General features: G+C 67.9%; 19 protein-coding genes and 1 pseudogene. 10 read left to right on the top strand and 10 right to left on the bottom strand.

Going from position 1 to position 21,813, the window contains the following annotated elements; genetic code table 11:
* Window positions 1–13 precede the first annotated feature (13 nt).
* Complete coding sequence (locus ACTJJX_RS19070) at window positions 14–715, top strand: haloacid dehalogenase type II (RefSeq protein ID WP_003106623.1); 702 nt, start codon at window positions 14–16, stop codon at window positions 713–715.
* A gap of 106 nt (window positions 716–821) precedes the next feature.
* Window positions 822–2,138 carry an Nramp family divalent metal transporter gene (locus tag ACTJJX_RS19065; protein ID WP_016851957.1) on the top strand — a complete coding sequence of 439 codons (1,317 nt, stop codon included), beginning with the start codon at window positions 822–824 and terminating at the stop codon, window positions 2,136–2,138.
* A gap of 51 nt (window positions 2,139–2,189) precedes the next feature.
* On the opposite strand, the gene ACTJJX_RS19060 is transcribed toward ACTJJX_RS19065, so the two are convergent.
* From ACTJJX_RS19060 to ACTJJX_RS19050, 3 genes are all read right to left on the bottom strand, one after another.
* On the bottom strand, window positions 2,190–2,663 hold the full coding sequence (locus tag ACTJJX_RS19060; RefSeq protein WP_003085649.1) for an SRPBCC family protein: 474 nt from the start codon (window positions 2,661–2,663) through the stop codon (window positions 2,190–2,192).
* Window positions 2,664–2,731: 68 nt separating this feature from the next.
* Window positions 2,732–3,499 (bottom strand): N-acetylmuramoyl-L-alanine amidase AmpDh3, encoded by a 768-nt coding sequence (ampDh3, locus tag ACTJJX_RS19055; RefSeq protein WP_003106625.1) that lies wholly within the window; start codon window positions 3,497–3,499, stop codon window positions 2,732–2,734.
* 626 nt (window positions 3,500–4,125) lie between these two features.
* Window positions 4,126–4,521, bottom strand: coding sequence for a DoxX family protein (locus tag ACTJJX_RS19050; RefSeq protein WP_003106627.1), 396 nt, complete (start codon window positions 4,519–4,521; stop codon window positions 4,126–4,128).
* Between the two features lie 560 nt (window positions 4,522–5,081).
* Here ACTJJX_RS19050 and ACTJJX_RS19045 point away from each other — a divergent pair.
* Window positions 5,082–5,309, top strand: coding sequence for a hypothetical protein (locus tag ACTJJX_RS19045; protein WP_003085644.1), 228 nt, complete (start codon window positions 5,082–5,084; stop codon window positions 5,307–5,309).
* Window positions 5,310–5,518: 209 nt separating this feature from the next.
* Here the strand turns inward: ACTJJX_RS19045 and ACTJJX_RS19040 are convergent, their stop codons facing one another.
* The 5 genes from ACTJJX_RS19040 to ACTJJX_RS19020 form a co-directional block, all read right to left on the bottom strand.
* The gene (locus ACTJJX_RS19040; RefSeq protein ID WP_003123018.1) at window positions 5,519–6,340 is read right to left on the bottom strand and encodes an aldo/keto reductase; all 822 of its coding nucleotides are present in this window, start codon (window positions 6,338–6,340) and stop codon (window positions 5,519–5,521) included.
* Between the two features lie 31 nt (window positions 6,341–6,371).
* A complete protein-coding gene (locus tag ACTJJX_RS19035) occupies window positions 6,372–6,812 on the bottom strand; it encodes a VOC family protein (protein WP_003085641.1) in 441 nt (146 codons plus the stop codon).
* An 85-nt stretch (window positions 6,813–6,897) separates the two neighbouring features.
* Window positions 6,898–7,221 (bottom strand): DUF3325 domain-containing protein, encoded by a 324-nt coding sequence (locus ACTJJX_RS19030; RefSeq protein WP_003103035.1) that lies wholly within the window; start codon window positions 7,219–7,221, stop codon window positions 6,898–6,900.
* The gene (locus ACTJJX_RS19025) at window positions 7,221–8,741 is read right to left on the bottom strand and encodes a PepSY-associated TM helix domain-containing protein (RefSeq protein ID WP_003103038.1); all 1,521 of its coding nucleotides are present in this window, start codon (window positions 8,739–8,741) and stop codon (window positions 7,221–7,223) included. Before ACTJJX_RS19025 ends, ACTJJX_RS19030 begins: the two co-directional genes overlap by 1 nt.
* Window positions 8,738–9,034, bottom strand: coding sequence for a DUF3649 domain-containing protein (locus ACTJJX_RS19020; RefSeq protein ID WP_003085639.1), 297 nt, complete (start codon window positions 9,032–9,034; stop codon window positions 8,738–8,740). Before ACTJJX_RS19020 ends, ACTJJX_RS19025 begins: the two co-directional genes overlap by 4 nt.
* Window positions 9,035–9,689: 655 nt before the next feature.
* Between ACTJJX_RS19020 and ACTJJX_RS19015 the strand changes: the two genes are divergently transcribed.
* Window positions 9,690–11,681: a DEAD/DEAH box helicase gene (locus ACTJJX_RS19015; protein WP_004353123.1), complete on the top strand. Its 1,992-nt coding sequence runs from the start codon at window positions 9,690–9,692 to the stop codon at window positions 11,679–11,681.
* A 13-nt stretch (window positions 11,682–11,694) separates the two neighbouring features.
* Here the strand turns inward: ACTJJX_RS19015 and ACTJJX_RS19010 are convergent, their stop codons facing one another.
* Entirely contained in the window at window positions 11,695–12,345 is a 651-nt protein-coding gene (locus tag ACTJJX_RS19010) for a class I SAM-dependent methyltransferase (RefSeq protein ID WP_003118644.1), read from the bottom strand.
* A gap of 117 nt (window positions 12,346–12,462) precedes the next feature.
* On the opposite strand from ACTJJX_RS19010, the gene ACTJJX_RS19005 reads away from it, so the two are divergent.
* From ACTJJX_RS19005 to prpD, 6 genes and pseudogenes are all read left to right on the top strand, one after another.
* Window positions 12,463–13,185 (top strand): GntR family transcriptional regulator, encoded by a 723-nt coding sequence (locus ACTJJX_RS19005; RefSeq protein WP_003085635.1) that lies wholly within the window; start codon window positions 12,463–12,465, stop codon window positions 13,183–13,185.
* A 10-nt stretch (window positions 13,186–13,195) separates the two neighbouring features.
* Window positions 13,196–14,092 carry a methylisocitrate lyase gene (prpB, locus tag ACTJJX_RS19000; RefSeq protein WP_003085630.1) on the top strand — a complete coding sequence of 299 codons (897 nt, stop codon included), beginning with the start codon at window positions 13,196–13,198 and terminating at the stop codon, window positions 14,090–14,092.
* 92 nt (window positions 14,093–14,184) lie between these two features.
* Window positions 14,185–15,312, top strand: a complete 1,128-nt coding sequence (prpC, locus tag ACTJJX_RS18995) for a bifunctional 2-methylcitrate synthase/citrate synthase (RefSeq protein WP_016253810.1) — start codon at window positions 14,185–14,187, stop codon at window positions 15,310–15,312.
* 130 nt (window positions 15,313–15,442) lie between these two features.
* Window positions 15,443–18,046: pseudogene (acnD, locus tag ACTJJX_RS18990) on the top strand (Fe/S-dependent 2-methylisocitrate dehydratase AcnD); the annotation flags it as partial.
* Between the two features lie 121 nt (window positions 18,047–18,167).
* On the top strand, window positions 18,168–19,355 hold the full coding sequence (prpF, locus tag ACTJJX_RS18985) for a 2-methylaconitate cis-trans isomerase PrpF (protein WP_003103056.1): 1,188 nt from the start codon (window positions 18,168–18,170) through the stop codon (window positions 19,353–19,355).
* Window positions 19,356–19,489: 134 nt separating this feature from the next.
* The gene (gene prpD, locus ACTJJX_RS18980; protein ID WP_003103059.1) at window positions 19,490–20,974 is read left to right on the top strand and encodes a 2-methylcitrate dehydratase; all 1,485 of its coding nucleotides are present in this window, start codon (window positions 19,490–19,492) and stop codon (window positions 20,972–20,974) included.
* Here prpD and ACTJJX_RS18975 read toward each other — a convergent pair.
* Complete coding sequence (locus ACTJJX_RS18975; RefSeq protein WP_003103062.1) at window positions 20,952–21,740, bottom strand: AraC family transcriptional regulator; 789 nt, start codon at window positions 21,738–21,740, stop codon at window positions 20,952–20,954. The two genes, prpD and ACTJJX_RS18975, sit on opposite strands and share 23 nt — an antisense overlap.
* Window positions 21,741–21,813: the final 73 nt, after the last annotated feature.

The raw sequence follows: 21,813 nt of genomic DNA, 5'->3' as shown, positions 1-21,813 counted from the left end.
CCGAGGAGGCACGATGCGCGCGATCCTGTTCGATGTGTTCGGTACCCTGGTGGACTGGCGTTCCAGCCTGATCGAGCAGTTCCAGGCGTTGGAGCGCGAACTCGGCGGGACCCTGCCCTGCGTGGAACTGACCGACCGCTGGCGCCAGCAATACAAGCCGGCGATGGACCGGGTACGCAACGGCCAGGCGCCCTGGCAGCACCTCGACCAGTTGCACCGGCAGAGTCTCGAGGCCCTGGCCGGAGAGTTCGGCCTGGCGCTGGACGAGGCCCTGCTGCAACGCATCACTGGCTTCTGGCACCGCCTGCGGCCGTGGCCGGACACGCTCGCCGGGATGCACGCGCTGAAGGCCGACTACTGGCTCGCCGCGCTGAGCAACGGCAACACCGCGCTGATGCTCGACGTCGCGCGGCACGCCGGGCTGCCCTGGGACATGCTGCTGTGCGCCGACCTGTTCGGCCACTACAAGCCCGACCCGCAGGTCTACCTCGGCGCCTGCCGCCTGCTCGACCTGCCGCCGCAGGAGGTGATGCTCTGCGCGGCGCACAACTACGACCTCAAGGCCGCGCGCGCCCTCGGCCTGAAGACCGCGTTCATCGCCCGGCCGCTGGAATACGGCCCCGGCCAGTCCCAGGACCTCGCCGCCGAGCAGGACTGGGACCTGATCGCCAGCGACCTGCTGGACCTGCACCGGCAACTGGCGGCCTCGGCCTGACCGACTTCCTCCTTCCTGCCCCCTGAACCGCTCGCCCAACCCGCGCGCCACGGCGCGCCGGGAAAGGCGCGCGCAGCGCCGGCACGCGTCCGGCAGGAGCTTCGTCATGTCCGCGAAGGATACCCCGGCCCCCCAGGCCGCCGAGCCCGCTCGCGCCCAGCCGGTCGAAGTCCCCGGCGGCGGCCACTGGTGGCGCCGCCTGCTGGCCTTCGCCGGCCCCGGCTACCTGGTCGCGGTGGGCTACATGGACCCGGGCAACTGGGCCACCGACGTCGCCGGCGGCGCGCAACTGGGCTACCTGCTGCTCTCGGTAATCCTGCTCTCCAGCCTGATGGCGATGCTGCTGCAGGCGCTATCCGCGCGCCTGGGCATCGCCAGCGGCCTGGACCTGGCCCAGGCCTGCCGCGAACGCTACTCGCCGAGCACCTGCCGCCTGCTGTGGCTGGCCTGCGAGACGGCGATCATCGCCTGCGACCTGGCCGAGGTGATCGGCACCGCCATCGCCCTGAAGCTGCTGTTCGGCCTGCCGCTGGCCTGGGGCGCCTTGCTCTGCGTGGGCGACGCGCTGCTGGTGCTGGTCCTGATCGGACGTGGCCAGCGGCCGCTGGAGGCCTTCGTGGTGGCGTTGCTGACACTGATCTTCGCCTGCTTCGCGGTACAGTTGCTGCTCTCGCGTCCCGAACTCGGCGAGGTGCTCCAAGGGTTCTTGCCGAGCCCGCGGGTGCTCAGCGACCCGGCTGCCCTGTACCTGGCGATCGGCATCGTCGGCGCGACCGTCATGCCGCACAACCTCTACCTGCATTCCTCGCTGGTGCAGAGCCGCGCCTACCCGCGCAGCCTTGCCGGCAAGCGCCAGGCGCTGCGCTGGGCGGTGGCCGACAGCAGCCTGGCGCTGACCCTGGCGCTGCTGGTCAACGCGGCGATCCTGATCGTCGCCGCCAGCGTGTTCCACCGCAACGGGCACACCGAAGTGGTCGATATCGAGCAGGCCCACGCGCTGCTCTCGCCATTGCTCGGCCTGGAACTCGCCTCGCTGCTGTTCGCCGTGGCGCTGCTCGCGTCCGGCCTCAACTCGACGGTCACCACCACCCTGGCCGGGCAGATCGTCATGGAGGGCTTCCTCCGCCTGCGCCTGGCGCCCTGGGCGCGGCGCCTGCTGACCCGGGGCGTCGCAGTGCTGCCGGTGCTGCTGGTGACCCTGCTCTACGGCGAGGACGGCACCGCGCGGCTGCTGATCTTCAGCCAGGTGATCCTGTCGATGCAGTTGCCGCTGGCAGTGATCCCGCTGCTACAGTTCGTTTCCGACCGGCGCCTGATGGGCCCGCTGGCGATCGGCGCCGGGACCCGGTGGCTGGCCTGGGCGGTAGCGCTGGCGATCGTCGGCCTGAACCTGCAACTGCTGGCCGACTTCGCGTTCGGCTGAGCATTGCCTGAGGGCACGCTGCGCGGTGCGGGACGCGCACTCAGGCAATGCTCAGCCATCGAGACCGCGGGGAAAACGGTCGGCCACCAGGTTCAAGGCGATGCCGTGCTCCAGGCAGGCCTTGAGCCCGGCCAGCACCAGGGTGAAACCTTCGGTGGCGTCTACCACCCGCGGGATGACCTCTTCCGGGGTGCCGACGAAACCGCTGTTGCGGATGCTGACGAAGGTCCCGGCGCCGGGCAGTTCCTCGAACAGCCACTCCACCTGGGAAGGATTGCTGTCGCCATTCGGCCATTCGATGAGGATGCGGCGGTTCGTTTGCAGGTCTTTCACTTCGATTTCCTGGGAAACCCCGTACATGTCCCAGTGCCAGCGCAGCCGTTTCCCGGCTTCGAGGCGGGCATCGCCGCGGCTGAACCAGAACCTGGCGGTGATGGCCGGATCGACGAAGGCTTCGAAGACCTCGGCGATGGGGCGGCGGATCAGCATTTCCGCCTTGGCGACGACCTGTGCGACGGCAGTCATGGCAAGTCCTCCATGGGGGTGGGCAAGGGAGCGGCCGCCGCATCGGGCGGCCGCTCGCGGTTAATGGCTCAGGCCGGGTATTTCTCGTTCAGAGCGTAGAGGATCGCCGCCGTCTCCACATCCAGCGCGCCGTCGTAGTTCTCCGGGCGGAAATGCATCTGGAAAGCGCGCAGCAGGCTGGTGAAGTAGGCATCGTCGACCGTCGCCGGCAGCGCATAGCCGTACAGGCGGAACGCCTCCAGCAGGTCGGCGCGCGGCGGCAGGCCGTCGCGCTCGAAGCCTTCGCGATAGCGATCGCGGGTGGCGTCGTCGTACCAGGCGCCGATACCGGCCTCGTAGAGTTCCTTCCAGGGCAGCTTCGGACCCGGGTCGGACTTGCGCCCGACGGCGATGTCGGAGTGGCCGACCACGTTCTTCGGGGTCATGTCCGGGTAGCGCTGCAGGATGTTCTTCGCCAGTTGCTTGAGTGCGTTGATCTGCGAGCGCTCGTAGTCGGGGAAGGTGAACACGCCGTCGTCGTCGCGGGCGAGGTTGACGATCTCGATGCCGATGGAGGTGTCGTTGAGGTTGTCGCGGCGCGCCCAGCCGCTGACGCCGGCGTGCCAGGCGCGGTCTTCCTCGGCGACCAGGTTGAAGATGCGCTGGCCCTTGAAGCCGGCGGCCTTGTAGCTGGGGTCATGCGGCGCCGGGATCAGGTAGTGGGCACTGGCGGCGCCGGTGGTCAGCGCCTTGACCGAGGCGGCGAAGTCGAGCGCGGTGTAGTGCAGCACCAGGAAGCGCACGCGTTTGCCGTAGGGGGTAGTGGTGCGATAGCTGTTGTAGTCGATGGTCAGCATGGTTTTCACCTTTTTGCGGATGATGGAAAGCCCCCGGCCACAGGCTCGCCTGTAGCTAGGGACGTCGATGCAGCGATGAGGTTCAGGGGCCGGCCAAGGAAACGCGGACCCCGGCTAAACCGGAAGGAAGAAGACCGGGCATAAAAAAGCCCGGCACGCGGCCGGGCAAAAGGGATACACCAAAGGCAAGCCCCAGCGAACTGGGGGTGCGGGGGCTCACCGAGGCCACTGAACGATGGCGTTATGACAGCACCCGGCACAACCGAACTTTAAGTTGGCCGGACGCCGTGCGGGCGCACCCCAGAGCCTTTCGCACCGGTCGTCGCCCGCTGCGTCCGGTTGCGCGGCGGGCAGAAACGACGAAGCCCGGCGCTGGGGCCGGGCTTCGAGGGCGACCACGGGAAACGTGATCATGGGAAAAAACTACCGCGAGCGTCCCGCCGCGTGCAACACCGTTCGTCCGTTGGCCGCTCTACTTTGCACTTCTTCACAAAGTTCACCAATAGCCATACAGACCCTCGCCAGAGTGACTACTACTCTATCCACGCCAGGTCCGATTGCTCCTCCATCTCCTGGCATTCCCGGCCACTGTCCACCCCCGCACAGTGGCTTTTTTTCGCCTGCGCCTAGCGTCGTGCCAGCGGCGCCTCGTCCCGCGCCAGCATCAGCGCCAGGATGCAGCCGAGGAGGAACGCCTGCAGCGCCAGGCGAGCGGCCAGCAGCGTCGGCGGGAAGGATGGGAACAGGTCGGGGTGCTGCCACATGTAGAGGTTGGCCGGGGTCACGCAGAGGGTCAGGATGAACAGCCCGCACGCCGCCAGCCGGCGCCATGCCGGCACCAGCAGGGCGGCGGCGCCGAGCAGTTCGAAGACCCCGCTGACCCACACCGCCGCCAGCGGCCAGGGCACGTAGGGCGGGACGATGCCGACGAAGAAATCGGTGAAGACGAAGTGGCCCAGCCCACCCAGCAGGAACCAGGCGGACACGAAGGCCACGAGCAGCGTGCGAGCGGGCGACGGCATGGATAACCTCGGCGCGGCGATGGAACGGCAATCCTGCCACGCGCCGCCGACGCCAGGCCCATAACCTTTGCCCGGTTGGCAGGCGTCCGCCGAAACAAATGCTCAAACATTCCCGCCGCCGGGGCGACATCTGCTCAAAAAATGTCCTGGCCTTTCTTCGTCGAAAGACATACAATCCGGGACTGCGTACCAAACTGAAAGTCAATCAGGCTTTACCCCAAGACCGGGCCCACAGATGAAAAGGGCTCTACCATCAGGGTTACAGCCTTCCGATGGTTCTTCGGTCGCCACTCTTCTGAAGCAATCCCCTGCCAAGCAGGGCCGATGGGAAGACCGGCGTCCCGCAATACCACCCGCAGATTGATCAGGATCCTGGCCTGGAAACTTTCCTGCCAATCGATCCTCTGATTAGTACCTGAACTGCCAGCTTGCTCTTTTCGAAAAAAGCCGGCATAACCAGTACGTTCCCCCGACACAAAGCTTTCTTGGCACTGTCACGGAGCGGGAACATTTGCAATATACGCTGCTCCATAAGCGTGAAAGTAAAGGAACATAAGAATATGTCTATTCAACATCGTACTCAGGATGCAATTCGCACCCTAACCGCCGCATTTGCGCCGTTCGACTGCCTGATCCAGGCAACTCGTAAAGGAAACTTCAGTTTCACCATCGTTGACCAGCATGGCGTGGCCTGCCACAGCGAGCGCCTGTATCCGGAGCAGTACGACGACTCCGGCAAAATGGAAGAAGTGATCAATCGAGTTCGCAAGAAAACACTGGCTGCCTGAATCATGCAAGCATCAGCGCGAATGCAAGGAAAAGCCCCGTCCCCGACGGGGCTTTTTTGTGGGACAGCGAAAAGTACAGGTTAAGTTGAAGAAAGTTCCTACGCAGGAAATAAATATTTACTTATTCCTTTTTAAATATTTCCTCGCCAACTTCGTCATATTCCCGCGGCCAGGGGAAACAAGCGCAGGCCGTTTCTCCCGTACTCCACTCAGACGATCGCCAGGTTTCGCTTGCGGGTAGGCGGCGGAAACGCCTGGTCGAGCGCCCGCAGGTCATCGGCGCTCAGTTCCAGGTCGGCCGCCGCTGCATTCAGGCGAATGTGAGCGGACGTCACCGCCTTCGGGATCGCGATCACCCCCTGCTCCAGTAGCCAGGCCAGGGCGACCTGGGCGCTGCTGGCGTCGTGGCGCGCGGCGATCTCGCCGAGCGCCGGGTGCCGTAGCAGCCTGCCGCCCTGCCCCACCGGACAGTAGGCCATCACCGGCATGCCGCGCTCCTGGCACCAGGGCAGCAGGTCGTATTCGATACCGCGTTCCTCCAGGTTGTACATCACCTGGTTGGCGGCACAGGCGCTGCCGTCCAGTTCGTACATGTCGCCCAGGTCGAAGTTGGACACGCCCCAGCGCAGGATCTTGCCCTGGTCGCGCAACCGCTCGAAGGCTTCGATGGTTTCCTCCAGCGGATACCGGCCCTGCCAGTGCAGCAGGTAGAGGTCGATGGTTTCGCAACCGAGCCGGCGCAGGCTGCGCTCGCAGGCCGCCGGCAGACCCTTGCGGCTGGCGTTGTGCGGGTAGACCTTGCTGACCAGGAAGACCTCTTCGCGGCGTCCCGCGATAGCCGCGCCGACCACGTCTTCGGCGCCGCCCTCGGCGTACATCTCGGCGGTATCGATCAGCGTCATCCCCAGCTCGATGCCTTCGCGCAGCGCCGCGACCTCGCGCTTGCGTTCTCCGGGCTGCTCGCCGATATGCCAGGTACCCTGGCCGATGGCGGCGACCTCCTGGCCATCGATCAGCGTGAGCGTTTTCATGCAGCGTCTCCTGTGGTGAATGGACGGGGCCTCATGCCCAGGGATCATAGCTGCCGAAGCTCCAGACGTGGCCCTCTGGATCGCGGCAAGTGAAGCCGCGACCGCCGTAGTCCTCGTCCTTGATGTCGATGACGATCTCGGCGCCGGCGGCCTGGGCGCTGCGGAACAGGGCGTCGGGATCGGCGACCACCAGGTAGAGGCTCTGGGTATTGCCGCCGGCTTCGTCGACGTGCCGCATCAGCCGACCGTAGGCGTTGTCGCGGACGCTCGAGCCGAGCATCAGCATGCCGTTGGCGCCGTTCGGGCTGGCGTAGGTCAACTCGGCGTGGAGCACCTGTCCGTCCTCGCCGGGCACCACCAGCTTGCGCTGGAAGCCAAAGGTCCGGCACAGCCAGTCGATGGCGGCCGGCGCATCGCGGTAACGCAGGCAGGGAATGACGCTGGCGACGGTGTTGCTGGCGGGCGTGTGCATGGCGCATACCTCCGGGGGAAAGCACGACCACCAGCATAGACGCTGGACCGGACCGCCCCCGAGGCACGGATGGGCGGCGCGCCCTTCAGCGCAGCAGCGCCAGCACCCCGCCGAGCAACGGCACTCCGGCGGCGCAAGGCAATGCCCAGCGTGGCCGCCAGGCGAGCAGCAGGACCAGCGTGCCGGCCGCCAGCATCAGCAGGCAGGACCAGAAGACGATGCCGATCTCCACGCCCTGCCGGTGGATCGAGAAGGCCAGTGCCAGGCCCAGGTCGAGCAGCGCCACGCCGCGTAGCAGAAGCACCCGGGAAGCCGACGGCTCGTGGCCGAGGAGGTTCTTGTGGTGGCGGTTCATGGCCAGGCAGAGAGCGGTGAAAGCCAGCAGGTTGAGGCCGAAGACCAGCAGCATCAGGCCACCTCCTGGACGTTCAGGCGTCGCCGGACGGGCTTGCTCGACGCTTGCCGACGTCGCCAACCTAGCCAGGCGCAGAGCAGGCCGAGGCCCAGCAGGCTGAGGTCGACGCCGGCCAGCACCCAGTCGCCGCGCTGCAGGCTGGCCAACAGGTTGCCTTCCGGGCTACGCAGCAGGCCGAGCAGCGGCAGGCCCAGCGCCAGCACGGCGGCGAGGCGCAGTTGCGTGCGACCGAGGGTCCCGCTGTTGCGGCGGACGATGGCCCACAGCGCGACCAGCGCCCAACTGGCGCAAAACACGCGGATCTCCCAGGTGTCGCGGCCGGCCAGTTGCGTCGGCAGCAGGCGGTTGCCCCACAGCAGCGCCAGGCTGGCCAGCGGCAGGCCGCCGCAGACCGCCAGGTTCAGCGCCCGCACCAGACCAACGCCACGACTGCCGCGGACCTCGCGCTTGGCCAGCCAGACCTGCAACCCGCCGAAGATCATCATCGCCCCGGACAGCCCGAGCAACAGGTACATCCAGCGCACCAACTGGCCGCCCCACTGGATCATGTGCAGGCCGGTCAGCCAGCCGTAGGTGGCGTAGCCGGGCGCATAGGACGGCTGGGCATGCAGCAGTTCGCCGCTGGAGGCATCGAAGTTGACCGTGCGCTGGTCGTCGAGGATGCGCGAGGCGTCGCGCCGGCGGATGTCCACGGTGGCCGCCTCGTCATAGGGATGGTGGACGCTGATCCAGCCCGGCGCGCCGCCGTCGCCCCAGACCTTGCCGGCCTCGACGATCAGGCCGTCGATGGACGCCGGCGGCCCCGCCGGGCGGCCGACTTCCTCGCGTTCGTAGGAGCCCTGCACTTCATGGAAGAAGCGCTCGCCATCGTTCTGGTAGACCACCTGCAGGCCCGCCTGCATGTAGTAGACGATGAAGATCACCAGGCCGGTGTAGGCGATCATCAGGTGGAACGGCAGGCCGATCACCCCCAGCACGTTGTGCGCGTCGAGCCAGGCGCGCTGCCGCGCCGCCTGCGGGCGCAGGGTGAAGAAGTCCTTGAAGATCCGCCGGTGCACGATGGTCCCGCTGACCAGCGCCACCAGCATCAGCATCCCGGCGATGCCGACGATGTACAGGCCGACCATGCCGGCGTGCAGGTCGTAGTGCAGGGTGAAGAAGAACTCGCCGCCGACTGTCTTCGGCAGCGGCTGGCCGCTCACCGCGTCCAGCTGAAAGACCTTGAACTCGCTGCCGTCGCGCGGCTCCCAGCCGGCGTTCCAGTAGGGCGCCCGCTCGCTCGGCGGCAGCATCCACCAGGCATGGGCATCGGGGGCGCGCTGGCGCAACCAGTCGCGCACCTGGTCGGCGCCCAGCGACTGCGCGCCGGGCAGGTGCAGGTCCGGCTGCATCCAGCGGGTCAGCTCCTTGTCGAAGCTGGCCAGGCTGCCGGCGAAGACGATGACGAACAGCAGCCAGCTGACCAGCAGCCCCGACCAGGTATGCAGGCCGGACATCGATTGACGCAGGTTCATGGACGCGCTCCGTAGTCGAGGCCGAGCCAGGCCAGGCCGCCCAGCGCCAGGCTGGCCAGCGCCAGCACCCAGCAGGCGCGCCAGGCGCTGCGCGCGGCGAAGGCGTAGACGATGGCCGCGACCCACACGGCGAAGCAGCCGAGGCTGCCGAACGAGACCCGGTCGGGACGCGGCAGCGGCAGGTAGATGCTCAGGCAGGCGGTGACCGCATAGGCCAGCGCGTAGCCAAGCAGGACCGCGACGAGGATGCGGCCGGTGACGGACAGTCCGCCGGCCAGGGCCTGGCTGGTCATGGGGTGGCGTCCCGGGTGGAAACAGGGCCTTGCATCGTCGCTACCTCGTCTGGCTGGCACGGCGACGCCGCGCTCGCGGGTGGCGAGGCGGTCGTCGATTCGGAAGGTTTGCGACTGTATCTCAATTACGTTCGCATTTGTACTTACTCCGGACGACCGCCAGGTCGCGTCGCGCCAGGGATTGCCGGGGTCCGACGAGTGCGGGTCGTATCCCGTCGCATTCGTCCGCCGCGCCATACGTCCATCTCCGCTCTGCGCAAGCGCGCCGAGCTTGGTAATATCGGCTGTTTGCGGTTTCGGCTGGTTTCGCCGAAGGACATACCGGATGACTTCACCCTCCGCCCCAGACACCCAGCTCAGCCTGGCCATCGACCCGGCCCGGCCGTATGCGCGGCTGACCCTCGGCAGCCACGTGCACAGCGGCTACGACCTGCGCAGCGGACGCATGCAGAGCATTTCCCGGCACCGTGCGGCGCTGGCCTTCATCTATGCCGGCGAGGCGGTTTCCGGGCGTCCCGGCAGCGAGCCACGGGAGGCCCAGCGGCGTATCGAACGGCGTCCGGCGCACGAGCAGGAATACCGCGAGACCCTGCGCCGCCTCGGCTTCAAGCCGGCGACTCGGCGCAGCGACGCGCTCGAGGAAAGCGCCGGCGAGATGTTCGAACTGCCCGGCGACAACGCCTGGCTGCACTTCATGCAGGACGACCTGCCGCGCCTGCGTCAGCAGGGCTGGTTCATCGACATCCGCGCCGACTTCGCCTACGACCTGACGCCCATCGACGCCTGGTACGCCGAGGTCGAGGAAGCCGACGACCGCCAGTGGTTCGAGCTGGAACTGGGCATCCAGGTCGCCGGCCAGCGGGTCAGCCTGCTGCCGGCGCTGACCGAGCTGATCCGCCGCAGTCCGGCCCTGCTCGATCCGCGCGCCCTCGCCCGGCACGCCGACGAAGAGCAACTGGTGCTGCGCCTGGAACTCAACCCGCCGCTGCGCGTGGCGCTGCCCTTCGGCCGCCTGAAGCCGGTGCTGGCGACGCTTTCCGACTTCTACCTGGGCGACCCCGAACCGCAGCGCAAGCTGCGCCTGGGCGCGCCGGACGCGGCGCGCCTGGCCGATCTCGACGAGTTGCCGCTGGCCTGGGAAGGCGGCGACAACCTGCGCGACTTCGCCCGCCGCCTACGCAGTTTCCAGGCTCGTCCGGCGACCCCGCCGCAAGGCCTGCGCGCCGAACTGCGGCCCTACCAGCTCGAAGGCCTGAGCTGGATGCAGACCCTGCGCGAACTCGACAGCGGCGGCGTGCTGGCCGACGACATGGGGCTGGGCAAGACCTTGCAGTCGCTGGCCCACGTGCTCCTGGAAAAGCAGGCCGGGCGGCTCGACACGCCGGCGCTGGTGGTGATGCCCACCAGCCTGATCCCCAACTGGCTGGACGAGGCCGAGCGCTTCGCCCCCGATCTGCGCGTGCTGGCCCTGCACGGCGCCGGCCGGCGCCGTGACTTCGCCCACATCGACGAGCACGACCTGGTGCTGACCACCTATGCCCTGCTGCCACGCGACGCCGCCGAGCTGGGCAAGCGGCGGTTCCACCTGCTGATCCTCGACGAGGCGCAGAACATCAAGAACGCCACCACCAAGGCCGCCGTCGCCGCCCGCGAGCTGGCGGCACGGCATCGCCTGTGCCTGACCGGCACGCCGCTGGAGAACCACCTCGGCGAACTCTGGTCGCTGTTCCATTTCCTGATGCCCGGCTGGCTCGGCGACGCCCGCCAGTTCGCCCAGGACTACCGCACGCCGATCGAGAAGCACGGCGACGAGGCACGCCTCAGCCACCTGGCCGCGCGCCTGCGGCCGTTCCTGCTGCGACGGACCAAGGAACAGGTGGCCTCGGAACTGCCGCCGAAGAGCGAGTTCACCCAGTTCGTCGAACTCAGCGAGGCGCAACGCGAACTCTACGAGACCGTGCGCCTGGCGCTGGACCGCAAGGTCCGCGAGGAGATCGCCCGGCGCGGCCTGGCGCGCAGCCGCATCGTGATCCTCGAGGCGCTGCTCAAGCTGCGCCAGGTCTGCTGCGACACGCGCCTGCTGCAACGCCAGGAAGACGGCGCGCGCAGCGGCCGGGCGCTCAGCTCGGGCAAGCTGGCCTACCTGCTCGACATGCTCGACGAACTGATCGCCGAGGGTCGCCGGGTCCTGCTGTTCTCGCAGTTCACCTCGATGCTCGCGCTGATCGAGGACGCCCTGCGCCAGCGCGGCGTCGACTACGTCCTGCTGACCGGCGAGACCCGCGACCGCCGCGCCCCGGTACAGCGCTTCCAGAGCGGCAAGGTGCCGGTGTTCCTGATCAGCTTGAAGGCAGGCGGGGTCGGCCTCAACCTGACCGCGGCGGACACCGTGATCCACTACGATCCCTGGTGGAACCCGGCGGTGGAGAACCAGGCCAGCGACCGCGCCTACCGCATCGGCCAGGACAAGCCGGTGTTCGTCTACCGGCTGATCGCCCGCGGCACGGTGGAAGAGAAGATCCAGCACTTGCAGCAGGAAAAGGCCGCCCTCGCCGACGGCCTGTTCAGCGAAGGCAACGGCGACGGCTGGAAGCTCGACGAGGCCGATATCGACGCGCTGTTCGCGCCCTTGCCCAAGGCGCTCTGAGCGCCGCCCGGATTCAGCGCGCGACGCCGCGGTAGACGTAGGTCATCGGCCGCGGCCCCGGCAGGTAGCCTTGCTCCAGCTCGTCGATGCGAAAGCCAGCCTCGCGCAGCAAGGCCGGCATGTCGCGGTCCAGGTGGCAACCGCCGGCCAGCGGTTTCCACCAGGGCGTCAGGCGTCGTTGCCAGGCCAGCACCGAGGCGTCCGGCGCGCGGCCGTGCTCGCAGAACAGCAATTCGCCGCCACGCTTCAGCACCCGGCGCATCTCGCCCAGCGCCGGCAGCGGCGCGGCGATGGAGCAAAGGGTGAAAGTGCAGACGATGGTGTCGAAGCTTTCCGCCTCGGCGCGGATCTCGCCAAGCTCGAGGGCGACCATTTCCACCGGGATGCCGATTTGCGCCGCGCGCTCGCGGGCCAGCGCCTGCATTTGCGCGGCCGGGTCGACGCCGACGATCGCCGACACCTTCGCCGCGTCGTAGAAGCCCAGGTTGAGCCCGGTGCCCAGACCGATCTCCAGCACCCGCCCATGGGCGCGCGGCACCAGCAGCGAACGCTGCTTCATCACGTCGCCCATGCCGCAGGCGAAGTCGATCAGGCGCGGCAACACGTAACGGTCATAGATGCCCACGAAACTCTCTCCTGGCACAGCGGCTGGAGGGGAAAGCATAGACCAGCGATGCATTAGACGATTGTCGACAATCAAGCGACGAATGATTGACCCCACGCAATCCAGGCGGTAGCTTTCGCAAACATTGTCGACACATCGACCCGGACAGCCAGTACCATGACCCAGAACCCGCCCCCTCTCGAGATTGCCCATGACGACGGCGAGACCTTGTCGGAACACGTCTTCCGCAAGATCCAGAGCGCCATCGTCAGCGGCGAGATCGCGCCGGGCAGCAAGATCTCCGAGCCGGAGCTGGCGCGCACCTACGGCATCAGCCGCGGCCCGCTGCGCGAGGCGATCCACCGCCTGGAAGGCCTGCGCCTGCTGGTGCGGGTGCCGCATGTCGGGGCGCGGGTGGTGTCGCTGAGCCACGCCGAGCTGATCGAGCTCTACGAGATCCGCGAGTCCCTGGAAGGCATGGCCTGCCGACTGGCCGCCGAGCGCATGAGCCAGGCCGAGATCGACGAACTGCGCCGGGTGCTCGACACCCACGAGCGCGACGAGGCGTTCCAGGCCGGGCGCGGCTATTACCAGCAGGAAGGCGACTACGACTTCCACTACCGGATCATCCAGGGCAGCGGCAACGCCACCCTCACCCGCATGCTCTGCGGCGAGCTCTACCAACTGGTGCGGATGTACCGCATCCAGTACTCGACCACACCGAACCGGCCGCGCCAGGCCTTCGCCGAACACCACCGCATTCTCGACGCCATCGCCGACCGTGACGGCGAACTGGCCGAGCTGCTGATGCGCCGCCACATCAGTGCGTCGCGCCGCAATATCGAGCGCCAGCTGGAACCCCAGCCGGCGAAGCTCGCCTCCGCTTCCTCCACCGTCTAAGAGGTCCGTGATGAGCCAGACGTCCCTTACCCCCGGCCAGCGCTTCCGCGAAGCCGTGGCCACCGAGCACCCGCTGCAGGTGGTCGGCACCATCAACGCCAACCACGCCCTGCTGGCCAAGCGCGCCGGCTTCAAGGCCATCTACCTGTCCGGCGGCGGCGTCGCCGCCGGTTCCCTGGGCCTGCCGGACCTGGGCATCAGCGGCCTCGACGACGTGCTCACCGACGTGCGCCGGATCACCGACGTCTGCGACCTGCCGCTGCTGGTGGACGTCGACACCGGCTTCGGCTCCTCGGCGTTCAACGTCGCCCGCACGGTGAAGTCGATGATCAAGTTCGGCGCCGCCGCGATGCATATCGAGGACCAGGTCGGCGCCAAGCGCTGCGGCCATAGGCCGAACAAGGAGATCGTCTCGCAGCAGGAGATGGTCGACCGCATCAAGGCCGCCGTCGATGCCCGCAACGACGACTCCTTCGTGATCATGGCGCGCACCGACGCGCTGGCCGTGGAAGGCCTGCAGGCCGCCATCGACCGCGCCTGCGCCTGCGTCGAGGCCGGCGCCGACATGATCTTCCCGGAAGCCATGACCGAACTGGCCATGTACAAGGAGTTCGCCGCCGCGGTGAAGGTGCCGGTGCTGGCCAACATCACCGAGTTCGGCGCCACCCCGCTGTTCACCACCGACGAACTGGCCTCCGCCGACGTGTCCCTGGTGCTCTACCCGCTGTCGGCCTTCCGCGCCATGAACAAGGCGGCGGAGAACGTCTACACCGCGATCCGTCGCGACGGCACCCAGAAGAATGTGATCGATACCATGCAGACCCGCATGGAGCTGTACGATCGCATCGATTACCACAGCTTCGAGCAGAAGCTCGACGCGCTCTTCGCGCAGAAGAAGAACGCCTGAACATCGAGCCCGGCGTGCGCCTGAGCGCCGGTCCGCGAACCCCGTGAAACCGAGTTGCAGCATCCAGAAAAAGTTCAAGAAAGGAGAGAGCAATGGCTGAAGCAAAAGTACTGAGTGGCGCCGGCCTGCGTGGCCAGGTGGCCGGTCAGACAGCCCTGTCCACCGTCGGCCAGGCAGGCGCCGGCCTGACCTACCGTGGCTACGACGTCCGCGACCTGGCGGCGGCGGCGATCTTCGAGGAAGTCGCCTACCTGCTGCTCTACGGCGAACTGCCGAACAAGCAACAGCTCGACGCCTACCTGAAGAAGCTCCAGGGCCAGCGCGACCTGCCGCAGGCGCTGAAGGAAGTTCTCGAACGGATTCCCAAGGACGCCCACCCGATGGACGTGATGCGCACTGGCGCCTCGGTCCTCGGCACCCTGGAACCGGAGCTGAGCTTCGACCAGCAGCGCGACGTCGCCGACCGCCTGCTCGCCGCCTTCCCGGCGATCATGACCTACTGGTACCGCTTCACCCACGAAGGCCAGCGCATCGACTGCAACAGCGACGAGCCGACCATCGGCGGGCACTTCCTCGCCCTGCTCCACGGCAAGAAGCCCAGCGAGCTGCACGTGAAGGTGATGAACGTCTCGCTGATCCTCTACGCCGAGCATGAGTTCAACGCATCCACCTTCACCGCGCGGGTTTGCGCCTCGACCCTGTCCGACCTGTACTCCTGCGTCACCGGCGCCATCGGCTCGCTGCGCGGCCCGCTGCACGGCGGCGCCAACGAGGCGGCGATGGAACTGATCGAACGCTTCTCTTCGCCGCAGGAAGCCACCGCCGAGCTGCTGAAGATGCTCGAGCGCAAGGACAAGATCATGGGCTTCGGGCATGCCATCTACAAGGATTCCGACCCACGCAACGAAGTGATCAAGGGTTGGTCGAAGCAGCTCGCCGACGAGGTCGGCGACAAGGTCCTGTTCGCGGTTTCCGAGGCCATCGACAAGACCATGTGGGAGCAGAAGAAGCTGTTCCCCAACGCCGACTTCTACCACGCCTCGGCGTATCACTTCATGGGCATCCCGACCAAGCTGTTCACGCCGATCTTCGTCTGCTCGCGGACCAGCGGCTGGACCGCCCACGTCTTCGAACAGCGCGCCAACAACCGCATCATCCGCCCGAGCGCCGAGTACACCGGCGTCGAGCAGCGCGCGTTCGTGCCGCTGGAGCAACGCTGATCCACGCCGTCCGGCGCGCCGAACGCGAGCGCGCCGGACGGTTGCCGCACCCAGAATTCGAAAGGCCGGCGTGGGCTGCGCCACGGCGCGAGCGACACGCTTCCGAACACCCCGTGATTGAGTCCGAGCCATGAACAGCGCACACCGCAAACCGCTCCCCGGCACCCGCCTGGACTACTTCGACGCCCGCGAGGCGGTCGAGGCGATCCAGCCCGGCGCCTACGCCAAGCTGCCCTATACCTCCCGCGTGCTCGCCGAGAACCTGGTGCGCCGCTGCGACCCGGCGACCCTGGAGGCTTCGCTGCGCCAACTGGTCGAGCGCAAGCGCGACCTCGACTTCCCCTGGTACCCGGCGCGGGTGGTCTGCCATGACATCCTCGGGCAGACCGCGCTGGTCGACCTCGCCGGCCTGCGCGACGCCATCGCCGACAAGGGCGGCGACCCGGCCCAGGTCAACCCGGTGGTGCCGGTGCAACTGATCGTCGACCACTCGCTGGCGGTGGAATGCGGCGGCTACGACCCCGAGGCCTTCGCCAAGAACCGCGCCATCGAGGACCGCCGCAACGAGGACCGCTTCCACTTCATCGACTGGACCAAGCAGGCCTTCCGCAACGTCGACGTGATCCCGCCGGGCAACGGCATCATGCACCAGATCAACCTGGAGAAAATGTCGCCGGTGATCCAGGCGCGCGACGGCGTGGCCTTCCCCGATACCTGCGTGGGCACCGACAGCCATACCCCGCACGTCGACGCCCTGGGCGTGATCGCCATCGGCGTCGGCGGCCTGGAAGCGGAAAACGTGATGCTCGGCCGCGCCTCCTGGATGCGCCTGCCGGACATCGTCGGCGTCGAGCTGAGCGGCCGTCGCCAGCCGGGCATCACCGCCACCGACGTGGTGCTGGCCCTGACCGAGTTCCTGCGCAAGCAGAAGGTGGTCGGCGCCTACCTGGAGTTCTACGGCGAAGGCGCCTCCAGCCTGACCCTCGGCGACCGCGCGACCATCTCCAACATGGCTCCGGAATACGGCGCCACTGCGGCGATGTTCGCCATCGACCAGCAGACCATCGACTACCTGCGCCTCACCGGCCGCGACGACGAGCAGGTCGCCCTGGTGGAGGCCTATGCGCGCACCGCCGGACTCTGGGCCGACAGCCTGGTCGACGCCGAGTACGAGCGGGTACTGAAGTTCGACCTGTCCAGCGTGGTGCGCAACATGGCCGGCCCGTCCAATCCGCACGCCAGGGTCGCCACCAGCGAACTGGCGGCGAAAGGCATCGCCGGCAACCTCGAGCGGGCCCGCGCCGAGGAAGCCGAGGGCCTGATGCCGGACGGCGCGGTGATCATCGCCGCGATCACCAGTTGCACCAACACCAGCAACCCGCGCAACGTGATCGCCGCCGGCCTGCTGGCGCGCAACGCCGACCGCCTCGGCCTGGTCCGCAAGCCATGGGTGAAGACCTCGCTGGCACCCGGCTCCAAGGTGGTCACCGAATACCTGCGCGAAGCCGGCCTGCTGCCGCACCTGGAAGCCCTCGGCTTCGGCGTGGTGGCCTACGCCTGCACGTCTTGCAACGGCATGTCCGGCGCCCTCGACCCGGCGATCCAGCAGGAGATCGTCGAGCGCGACCTGTACGCCACCGCGGTGCTCTCCGGCAACCGCAACTTCGACGGGCGCATCCACCCCTACGCCAAGCAGGCCTTCCTCGCCTCGCCGCCGCTGGTGGTGGCCTACGCCATCGCCGGGACCATCCGCTTCGACATCGAGCGCGACGTGCTCGGCGTGGTGGACGGCAAGGAGATCCGCCTGAAGGACCTCTGGCCGAGCGACGAGGAGATCGACGCGGTGGTCAGGGCGGCGGTGAAGCCCGAGCAGTTCCGCCAGGTCTACATCCCGATGTTCGACATCACCCACGGCGAGCGCGAGAAGGTCGACCCGCTCTACGCCTGGCGCCCGACGAGCACTTACATCCGCCGCCCGCCGTACTGGGAAGGCGCCCTCGCCGGCGAACGCACCCTGCGCGGCATGCGCCCGCTGGCGGTGCTGCCGGACAACATCACCACCGACCACCTGTCGCCGTCCAACGCGATCCTCGCCGACAGCGCGGCGGGCGAATACCTGGCGAAAATGGGCCTGCCCGAGGAGGACTTCAACTCCTACGCCACCCACCGCGGCGACCACCTCACCGCACAACGCGCGACCTTCGCCAACCCGAAGCTGTTCAACGAGATGGTGCGCAACGCCGACGGCAGCGTGAAGCAGGGTTCGCTGGCGCGGGTCGAGCCGGAAGGCAAGGTGATGCGCATGTGGGAAGCCATCGAGACCTACATGGAGCGCAAGCAGCCGCTGATCATCGTCGCCGGCGCCGACTACGGGCAGGGTTCTTCGCGCGACTGGGCAGCCAAGGGCGTGCGCCTGGCCGGGGTGGAGGCGATCGTCGCCGAGGGCTTCGAGCGCATCCACCGCACCAACCTGATCGGCATGGGCGTGCTGCCGCTGGAGTTCAAGCCGGGTACCACCCGCCTGACCCTGGGGATCGACGGCAGCGAGACCTTCGACGTGCTCGGCGCTCGCCGGCCGCGCGCCGACCTGACCCTGGTCATCCACCGGCGCGACGGGGAGCGGCTCGAAGTGCCGGTGACCTGCCGCCTGGACAGCGACGAGGAAGTCTCCATCTACGAAGCCGGCGGCGTACTGCAACGCTTCGCCCAGGACTTCCTGGAGGCGGCCGGCGCCTGGTGGCGCCGGCGAAACACCCTGGTAGGACGGACGACGCGTAGCGTCATCCGCCGACGACCGGCAGCGGCTGTCGAACGCAGCCGCTGCCCCTGAATTCGATTGCCGAGGACGACGACGCATGGCCCACCCACCCCAGATCCGCATCCCCGCCACCTACCTGCGCGGCGGCACCAGCAAGGGCGTGTTCTTCCGCCTGGAAGACCTGCCGGAATCCTGCCGGGTCCCCGGCGAGGCGCGCGACCGGCTGTTCATGCGGGTGATCGGCAGTCCCGACCCCTATGCCGCGCACATCGACGGGATGGGCGGCGCCACCTCCAGCACCAGCAAGTGCGTGATCCTCTCGAAGAGCAGCCAGCCGGGCCATGACGTCGACTACCTCTACGGCCAGGTCTCCATCGACAAGCCCTTCGTCGACTGGAGCGGCAACTGCGGCAACCTCTCCACCGGGGCCGGCGCCTTCGCCCTGCACGCCGGGCTGGTGGATCCGGCGCGGATACCGGAAGACGGCATCTGCGAGGTGCGCATCTGGCAGGCCAATATCGGCAAGACCATCATCGCCCACGTGCCGGTGAGCGGCGGCCAAGTCCAGGAAACCGGCGACTTCGAGCTGGACGGAGTGACCTTCCCGGCGGCCGAGATCGTGCTGGAGTTCCTCGACCCGTCCGACGACGGCGAGGACGGCGGCGCCATGTTCCCCACCGGCAACCTGGTGGACGATCTGGAGGTGCCGGGGGTCGGTACCTTCAAGGCGACCATGATCAACGCCGGGATTCCCACGGTGTTCGTCAATGCCGAGGAGATCGGCTACCGCGGCACCGAGCTGCGCGAAGAGATCAACGGAGACCCGCAGCAACTGGCGCGCTTCGAACGGATCCGCGTCGCCGGCGCCCTGCGCATGGGCCTGATCAAGACCCCCGAGGAAGCCGCGACCCGCCAGCATACGCCGAAGATCGCCTTCGTCGCCCCGCCCCGCGACTACCGCACCGCCAGCGGCAAGCTGGTGGCGGCCGGCGATATCGACCTGCTGGTCCGCGCGCTGTCCATGGGCAAGCTGCACCACGCGATGATGGGTACCGCGGCGGTGGCCATCGGCACCGCCGCAGCCATTCCCGGCACCCTGGTGAACCTCGCCGCCGGCGGCGGCGAACGCAGCGCGGTACGCTTCGGCCATCCCTCCGGCACCCTGCGAGTGGGCGCCGAGGCCAGCCAGGCGAACGGCGAATGGACGGTGACCAAGGCGATCATGAGCCGCAGCGCGCGAATCCTCATGGAAGGCTGGGTGCGCGTACCCGGCGACGCCTTCTGAACCGACCTATCCTTGCCCCGGCCTTCCGCCACCGCGAAAGGCCGGGGCGTCTTGCAGCCACGACAAGAAAAACCATCCCCGAACCAGCCTGACCCGAGAGGAAACCCACCACTTACGAACCACTGGAGTACGCGATGAGTGCCAACGTCGATCTCAACCAACGTCCCGACTACGACGCCGTCCTGCAGGACATCGCCGACTACGTGCTGGACTACCGCATCGATTCCACGGAGGCCCTGGACACCGCCCGCAACTGCCTGATGGATACCCTCGGCTGCGGCCTGCTGGCGCTGCGCTTCCCGGAATGCACCAAGCACCTCGGCCCGCTGGTCGAGGGCACCCTGGTCCCGCACGGCGCGCGGGTGCCGGGCACCTCCTTCCGGCTCGACCCGGTCAAGGCCGCCTGGGACATCGGCTGCATCGTCCGCTGGCTGGACTACAACGACACCTGGCTGGCCGCCGAGTGGGGCCATCCCTCGGACAACCTCGGCGGCATCCTCGCCGTCGCCGACCACCTCTCGCAGAAACGCCTGGCCAACGGCGAAGCGCCGCTGAGCATGCGCCAGGTACTGGAAGCGATGATCATGGCCCACGAGATCCAGGGCGTGATCGCCCTGGAGAACTCGTTCAATCGCGTCGGCCTCGACCATGTGCTGCTGGTCAAGGTCGCGTCCACCGCCGTCTGCGCCAAGCTGATGGGGGCCGACCGCGAGCAACTGCTGGCCGCCCTCTCCCACGCCTTCGTCGACGGCCAGGCCCTGCGCACCTACCGTCACGCACCGAACGCCGGCTCGCGCAAGTCCTGGGCCGCTGGCGACGCGACGAGCCGCGGCGTGCGCCTGGCGGACATCGCCTTGCGCGGCGAGATGGGCATTCCCGGCGTGCTCAGCGCGCCGCAGTGGGGTTTCTACGATGTCCTGTTCAGCCACACCAGCAAGGACCTGGCGACCAAGCCCGAGGACAAGCGGCGCTTCAGCTTCCCCCAGGGCTACGGCAGCTACGTGATGGAAAACGTGCTGTTCAAGATCAGCTTCCCCGCCGAATTCCACGCGCAGACCGCCGCCGAGGCCGCCGTGCGCCTGCATCCGCTGGTGAAGGACCGCCTGCAACGGATCAGCCGCATCGTCATCACCACCCACGAGTCGGCGATCCGCATCATTTCCAAGGTCGGCCCGCTGGCCAACCCCGCAGACCGCGACCATTGCCTGCAGTACATGACCGCCGTGCCGCTGATCTTCGGCGACCTGGTGGCCGAGCACTACGAGGACGCCTTCCACGCCGCCCACCCGCTGATCGACCGCTTGCGCGAGAAAATGGAGATCGTCGAGGAGCCGCGCTACAGCCGTGAATACCTGGAGGCGGACAAGCGCTCCATCGCCAACGCCGTGGAAGTGTTCTTCGACGACGGCAGCAGCACCGGCCAGGTCGCCGTGGAGTACCCGCTCGGCCATCGCCGCCGGCGCGCCGAAGGCATTCCGCTGCTGCAGGAGAAGTTCAAGGCCAACCTGGCCACGCGCTTCCCGCCGCAGCGCTGCCAGAGGATCTTCGACCTGTGCAGCCACCAGGCATCGCTGGAAGCCACGCCGGTGAACCGCTTCATGGACCTCCTGGCGATCTGAGCGCGCCCGCCTGGAAGGCGCTGGGCGGCTGGCCGAGGACCCGGCGGAACATGGTCGAGAAGGCTGCCGGGCTCTGGTAGCCGCAGTCCAGGGCGATGGCGGTGACCGTTTCGCCGCCGGCCAGCCGCGCCAGTGCCTGCACCACGCAGGCGCGTTGCTTCCAGGCACCGAAGCTGAGGCCGGTGTAGCGACGGAAGGTGCGGTTGAAACTGCGCAGGCTGGTATGCAGCAACCCGGCCCAGCGTTCGGCGCTGGCGCGGATGTCGGGCTCGACGAGGAACGCCTCGCAGAGCGCCAGCCAGCGCGGCTCGGGCGGCAAGGGCACGTGCAGCGGCAGCGTCTCGGCCGCCGCCAGCTCATGGAGCAACAGCGTCGCCAACGCGCCGTCGCGACCTTCGGTGTCGTATTCCAGGGGCATGTCCACCGCCGCCAGCAACAGTTGCCGCAGCAGCGGCGACACCGCCAGCACCTGGCAGTGCGCCGGCATCGCCATGGCGCTGCCGGGCTCGATGTACAGGCTGCGGGTGCTCACCCCGAGCATTCGCACCTCGTGCTCGACGCCCGGCGGAATCCACACTGCGCGCTGTGGCGGCACCACCCAACCGGCGTCGCCGGTACGCACCTGCATCACCCCGCTGGCACCGTACAGCAATTGCGCGCGACGATGCCGATGGCGCGGCAGCAGGTAGCCGTCGGGATAGTCGGTACCCATGGCCACCACGGCCCGGGGCGTGGCGTCGTACTGCTCGATGGAAGCGTTGCGCATGGTCGAAGCACCTGGCCGAAACACGAATAGTATTGGCCAACCTCGCGAAGCGGGCCAGTCCCGGGACGCCTAA

The organism is Pseudomonas sp. 22490, from assembly GCF_052044465.1.
In the GTDB taxonomy this organism is placed as follows: domain Bacteria; phylum Pseudomonadota; class Gammaproteobacteria; order Pseudomonadales; family Pseudomonadaceae; genus Pseudomonas; species Pseudomonas aeruginosa.
This window is presented reverse-complemented; position numbering and strand designations above follow the sequence as displayed.

Excerpts from the sequence above, each read along its gene's own strand:
- ACTJJX_RS19045 (WP_003085644.1), top strand. The coding sequence starts at position 5,082 with ATGTCTATTCAACATCGTACTCAGGATGCAATTCGCACCCTAACCGCC.
- ampDh3 (WP_003106625.1), bottom strand. The coding sequence starts at position 3,499 with ATGCTGACCATCGACTACAACAGCTATCGCACCACTACCCCCTACGGC.
- ACTJJX_RS19060 (WP_003085649.1), bottom strand. The coding sequence starts at position 2,663 with ATGACTGCCGTCGCACAGGTCGTCGCCAAGGCGGAAATGCTGATCCGC.
- ACTJJX_RS19035 (WP_003085641.1), bottom strand. The coding sequence starts at position 6,812 with ATGCACACGCCCGCCAGCAACACCGTCGCCAGCGTCATTCCCTGCCTG.
- prpD (WP_003103059.1), top strand. The coding sequence starts at position 19,490 with ATGAGTGCCAACGTCGATCTCAACCAACGTCCCGACTACGACGCCGTC.
- ACTJJX_RS18975 (WP_003103062.1), bottom strand. The coding sequence starts at position 21,740 with ATGCGCAACGCTTCCATCGAGCAGTACGACGCCACGCCCCGGGCCGTG.
- prpC (WP_016253810.1), top strand. The coding sequence starts at position 14,185 with ATGGCTGAAGCAAAAGTACTGAGTGGCGCCGGCCTGCGTGGCCAGGTG.
- ACTJJX_RS19050 (WP_003106627.1), bottom strand. The coding sequence starts at position 4,521 with ATGCCGTCGCCCGCTCGCACGCTGCTCGTGGCCTTCGTGTCCGCCTGG.
- ACTJJX_RS19070 (WP_003106623.1), top strand. The coding sequence starts at position 14 with ATGCGCGCGATCCTGTTCGATGTGTTCGGTACCCTGGTGGACTGGCGT.
- ACTJJX_RS19040 (WP_003123018.1), bottom strand. The coding sequence starts at position 6,340 with ATGAAAACGCTCACGCTGATCGATGGCCAGGAGGTCGCCGCCATCGGC.
- ACTJJX_RS19065 (WP_016851957.1), top strand. The coding sequence starts at position 822 with ATGTCCGCGAAGGATACCCCGGCCCCCCAGGCCGCCGAGCCCGCTCGC.
- prpB (WP_003085630.1), top strand. The coding sequence starts at position 13,196 with ATGAGCCAGACGTCCCTTACCCCCGGCCAGCGCTTCCGCGAAGCCGTG.
- ACTJJX_RS19010 (WP_003118644.1), bottom strand. The coding sequence starts at position 12,345 with ATGCTTTCCCCTCCAGCCGCTGTGCCAGGAGAGAGTTTCGTGGGCATC.
- ACTJJX_RS19025 (WP_003103038.1), bottom strand. The coding sequence starts at position 8,741 with ATGAACCTGCGTCAATCGATGTCCGGCCTGCATACCTGGTCGGGGCTG.
- ACTJJX_RS19030 (WP_003103035.1), bottom strand. The coding sequence starts at position 7,221 with ATGCTGCTGGTCTTCGGCCTCAACCTGCTGGCTTTCACCGCTCTCTGC.
- ACTJJX_RS19005 (WP_003085635.1), top strand. The coding sequence starts at position 12,463 with ATGACCCAGAACCCGCCCCCTCTCGAGATTGCCCATGACGACGGCGAG.
- ACTJJX_RS19020 (WP_003085639.1), bottom strand. The coding sequence starts at position 9,034 with ATGACCAGCCAGGCCCTGGCCGGCGGACTGTCCGTCACCGGCCGCATC.
- ACTJJX_RS19015 (WP_004353123.1), top strand. The coding sequence starts at position 9,690 with ATGTTCGAACTGCCCGGCGACAACGCCTGGCTGCACTTCATGCAGGAC.
- prpF (WP_003103056.1), top strand. The coding sequence starts at position 18,168 with ATGGCCCACCCACCCCAGATCCGCATCCCCGCCACCTACCTGCGCGGC.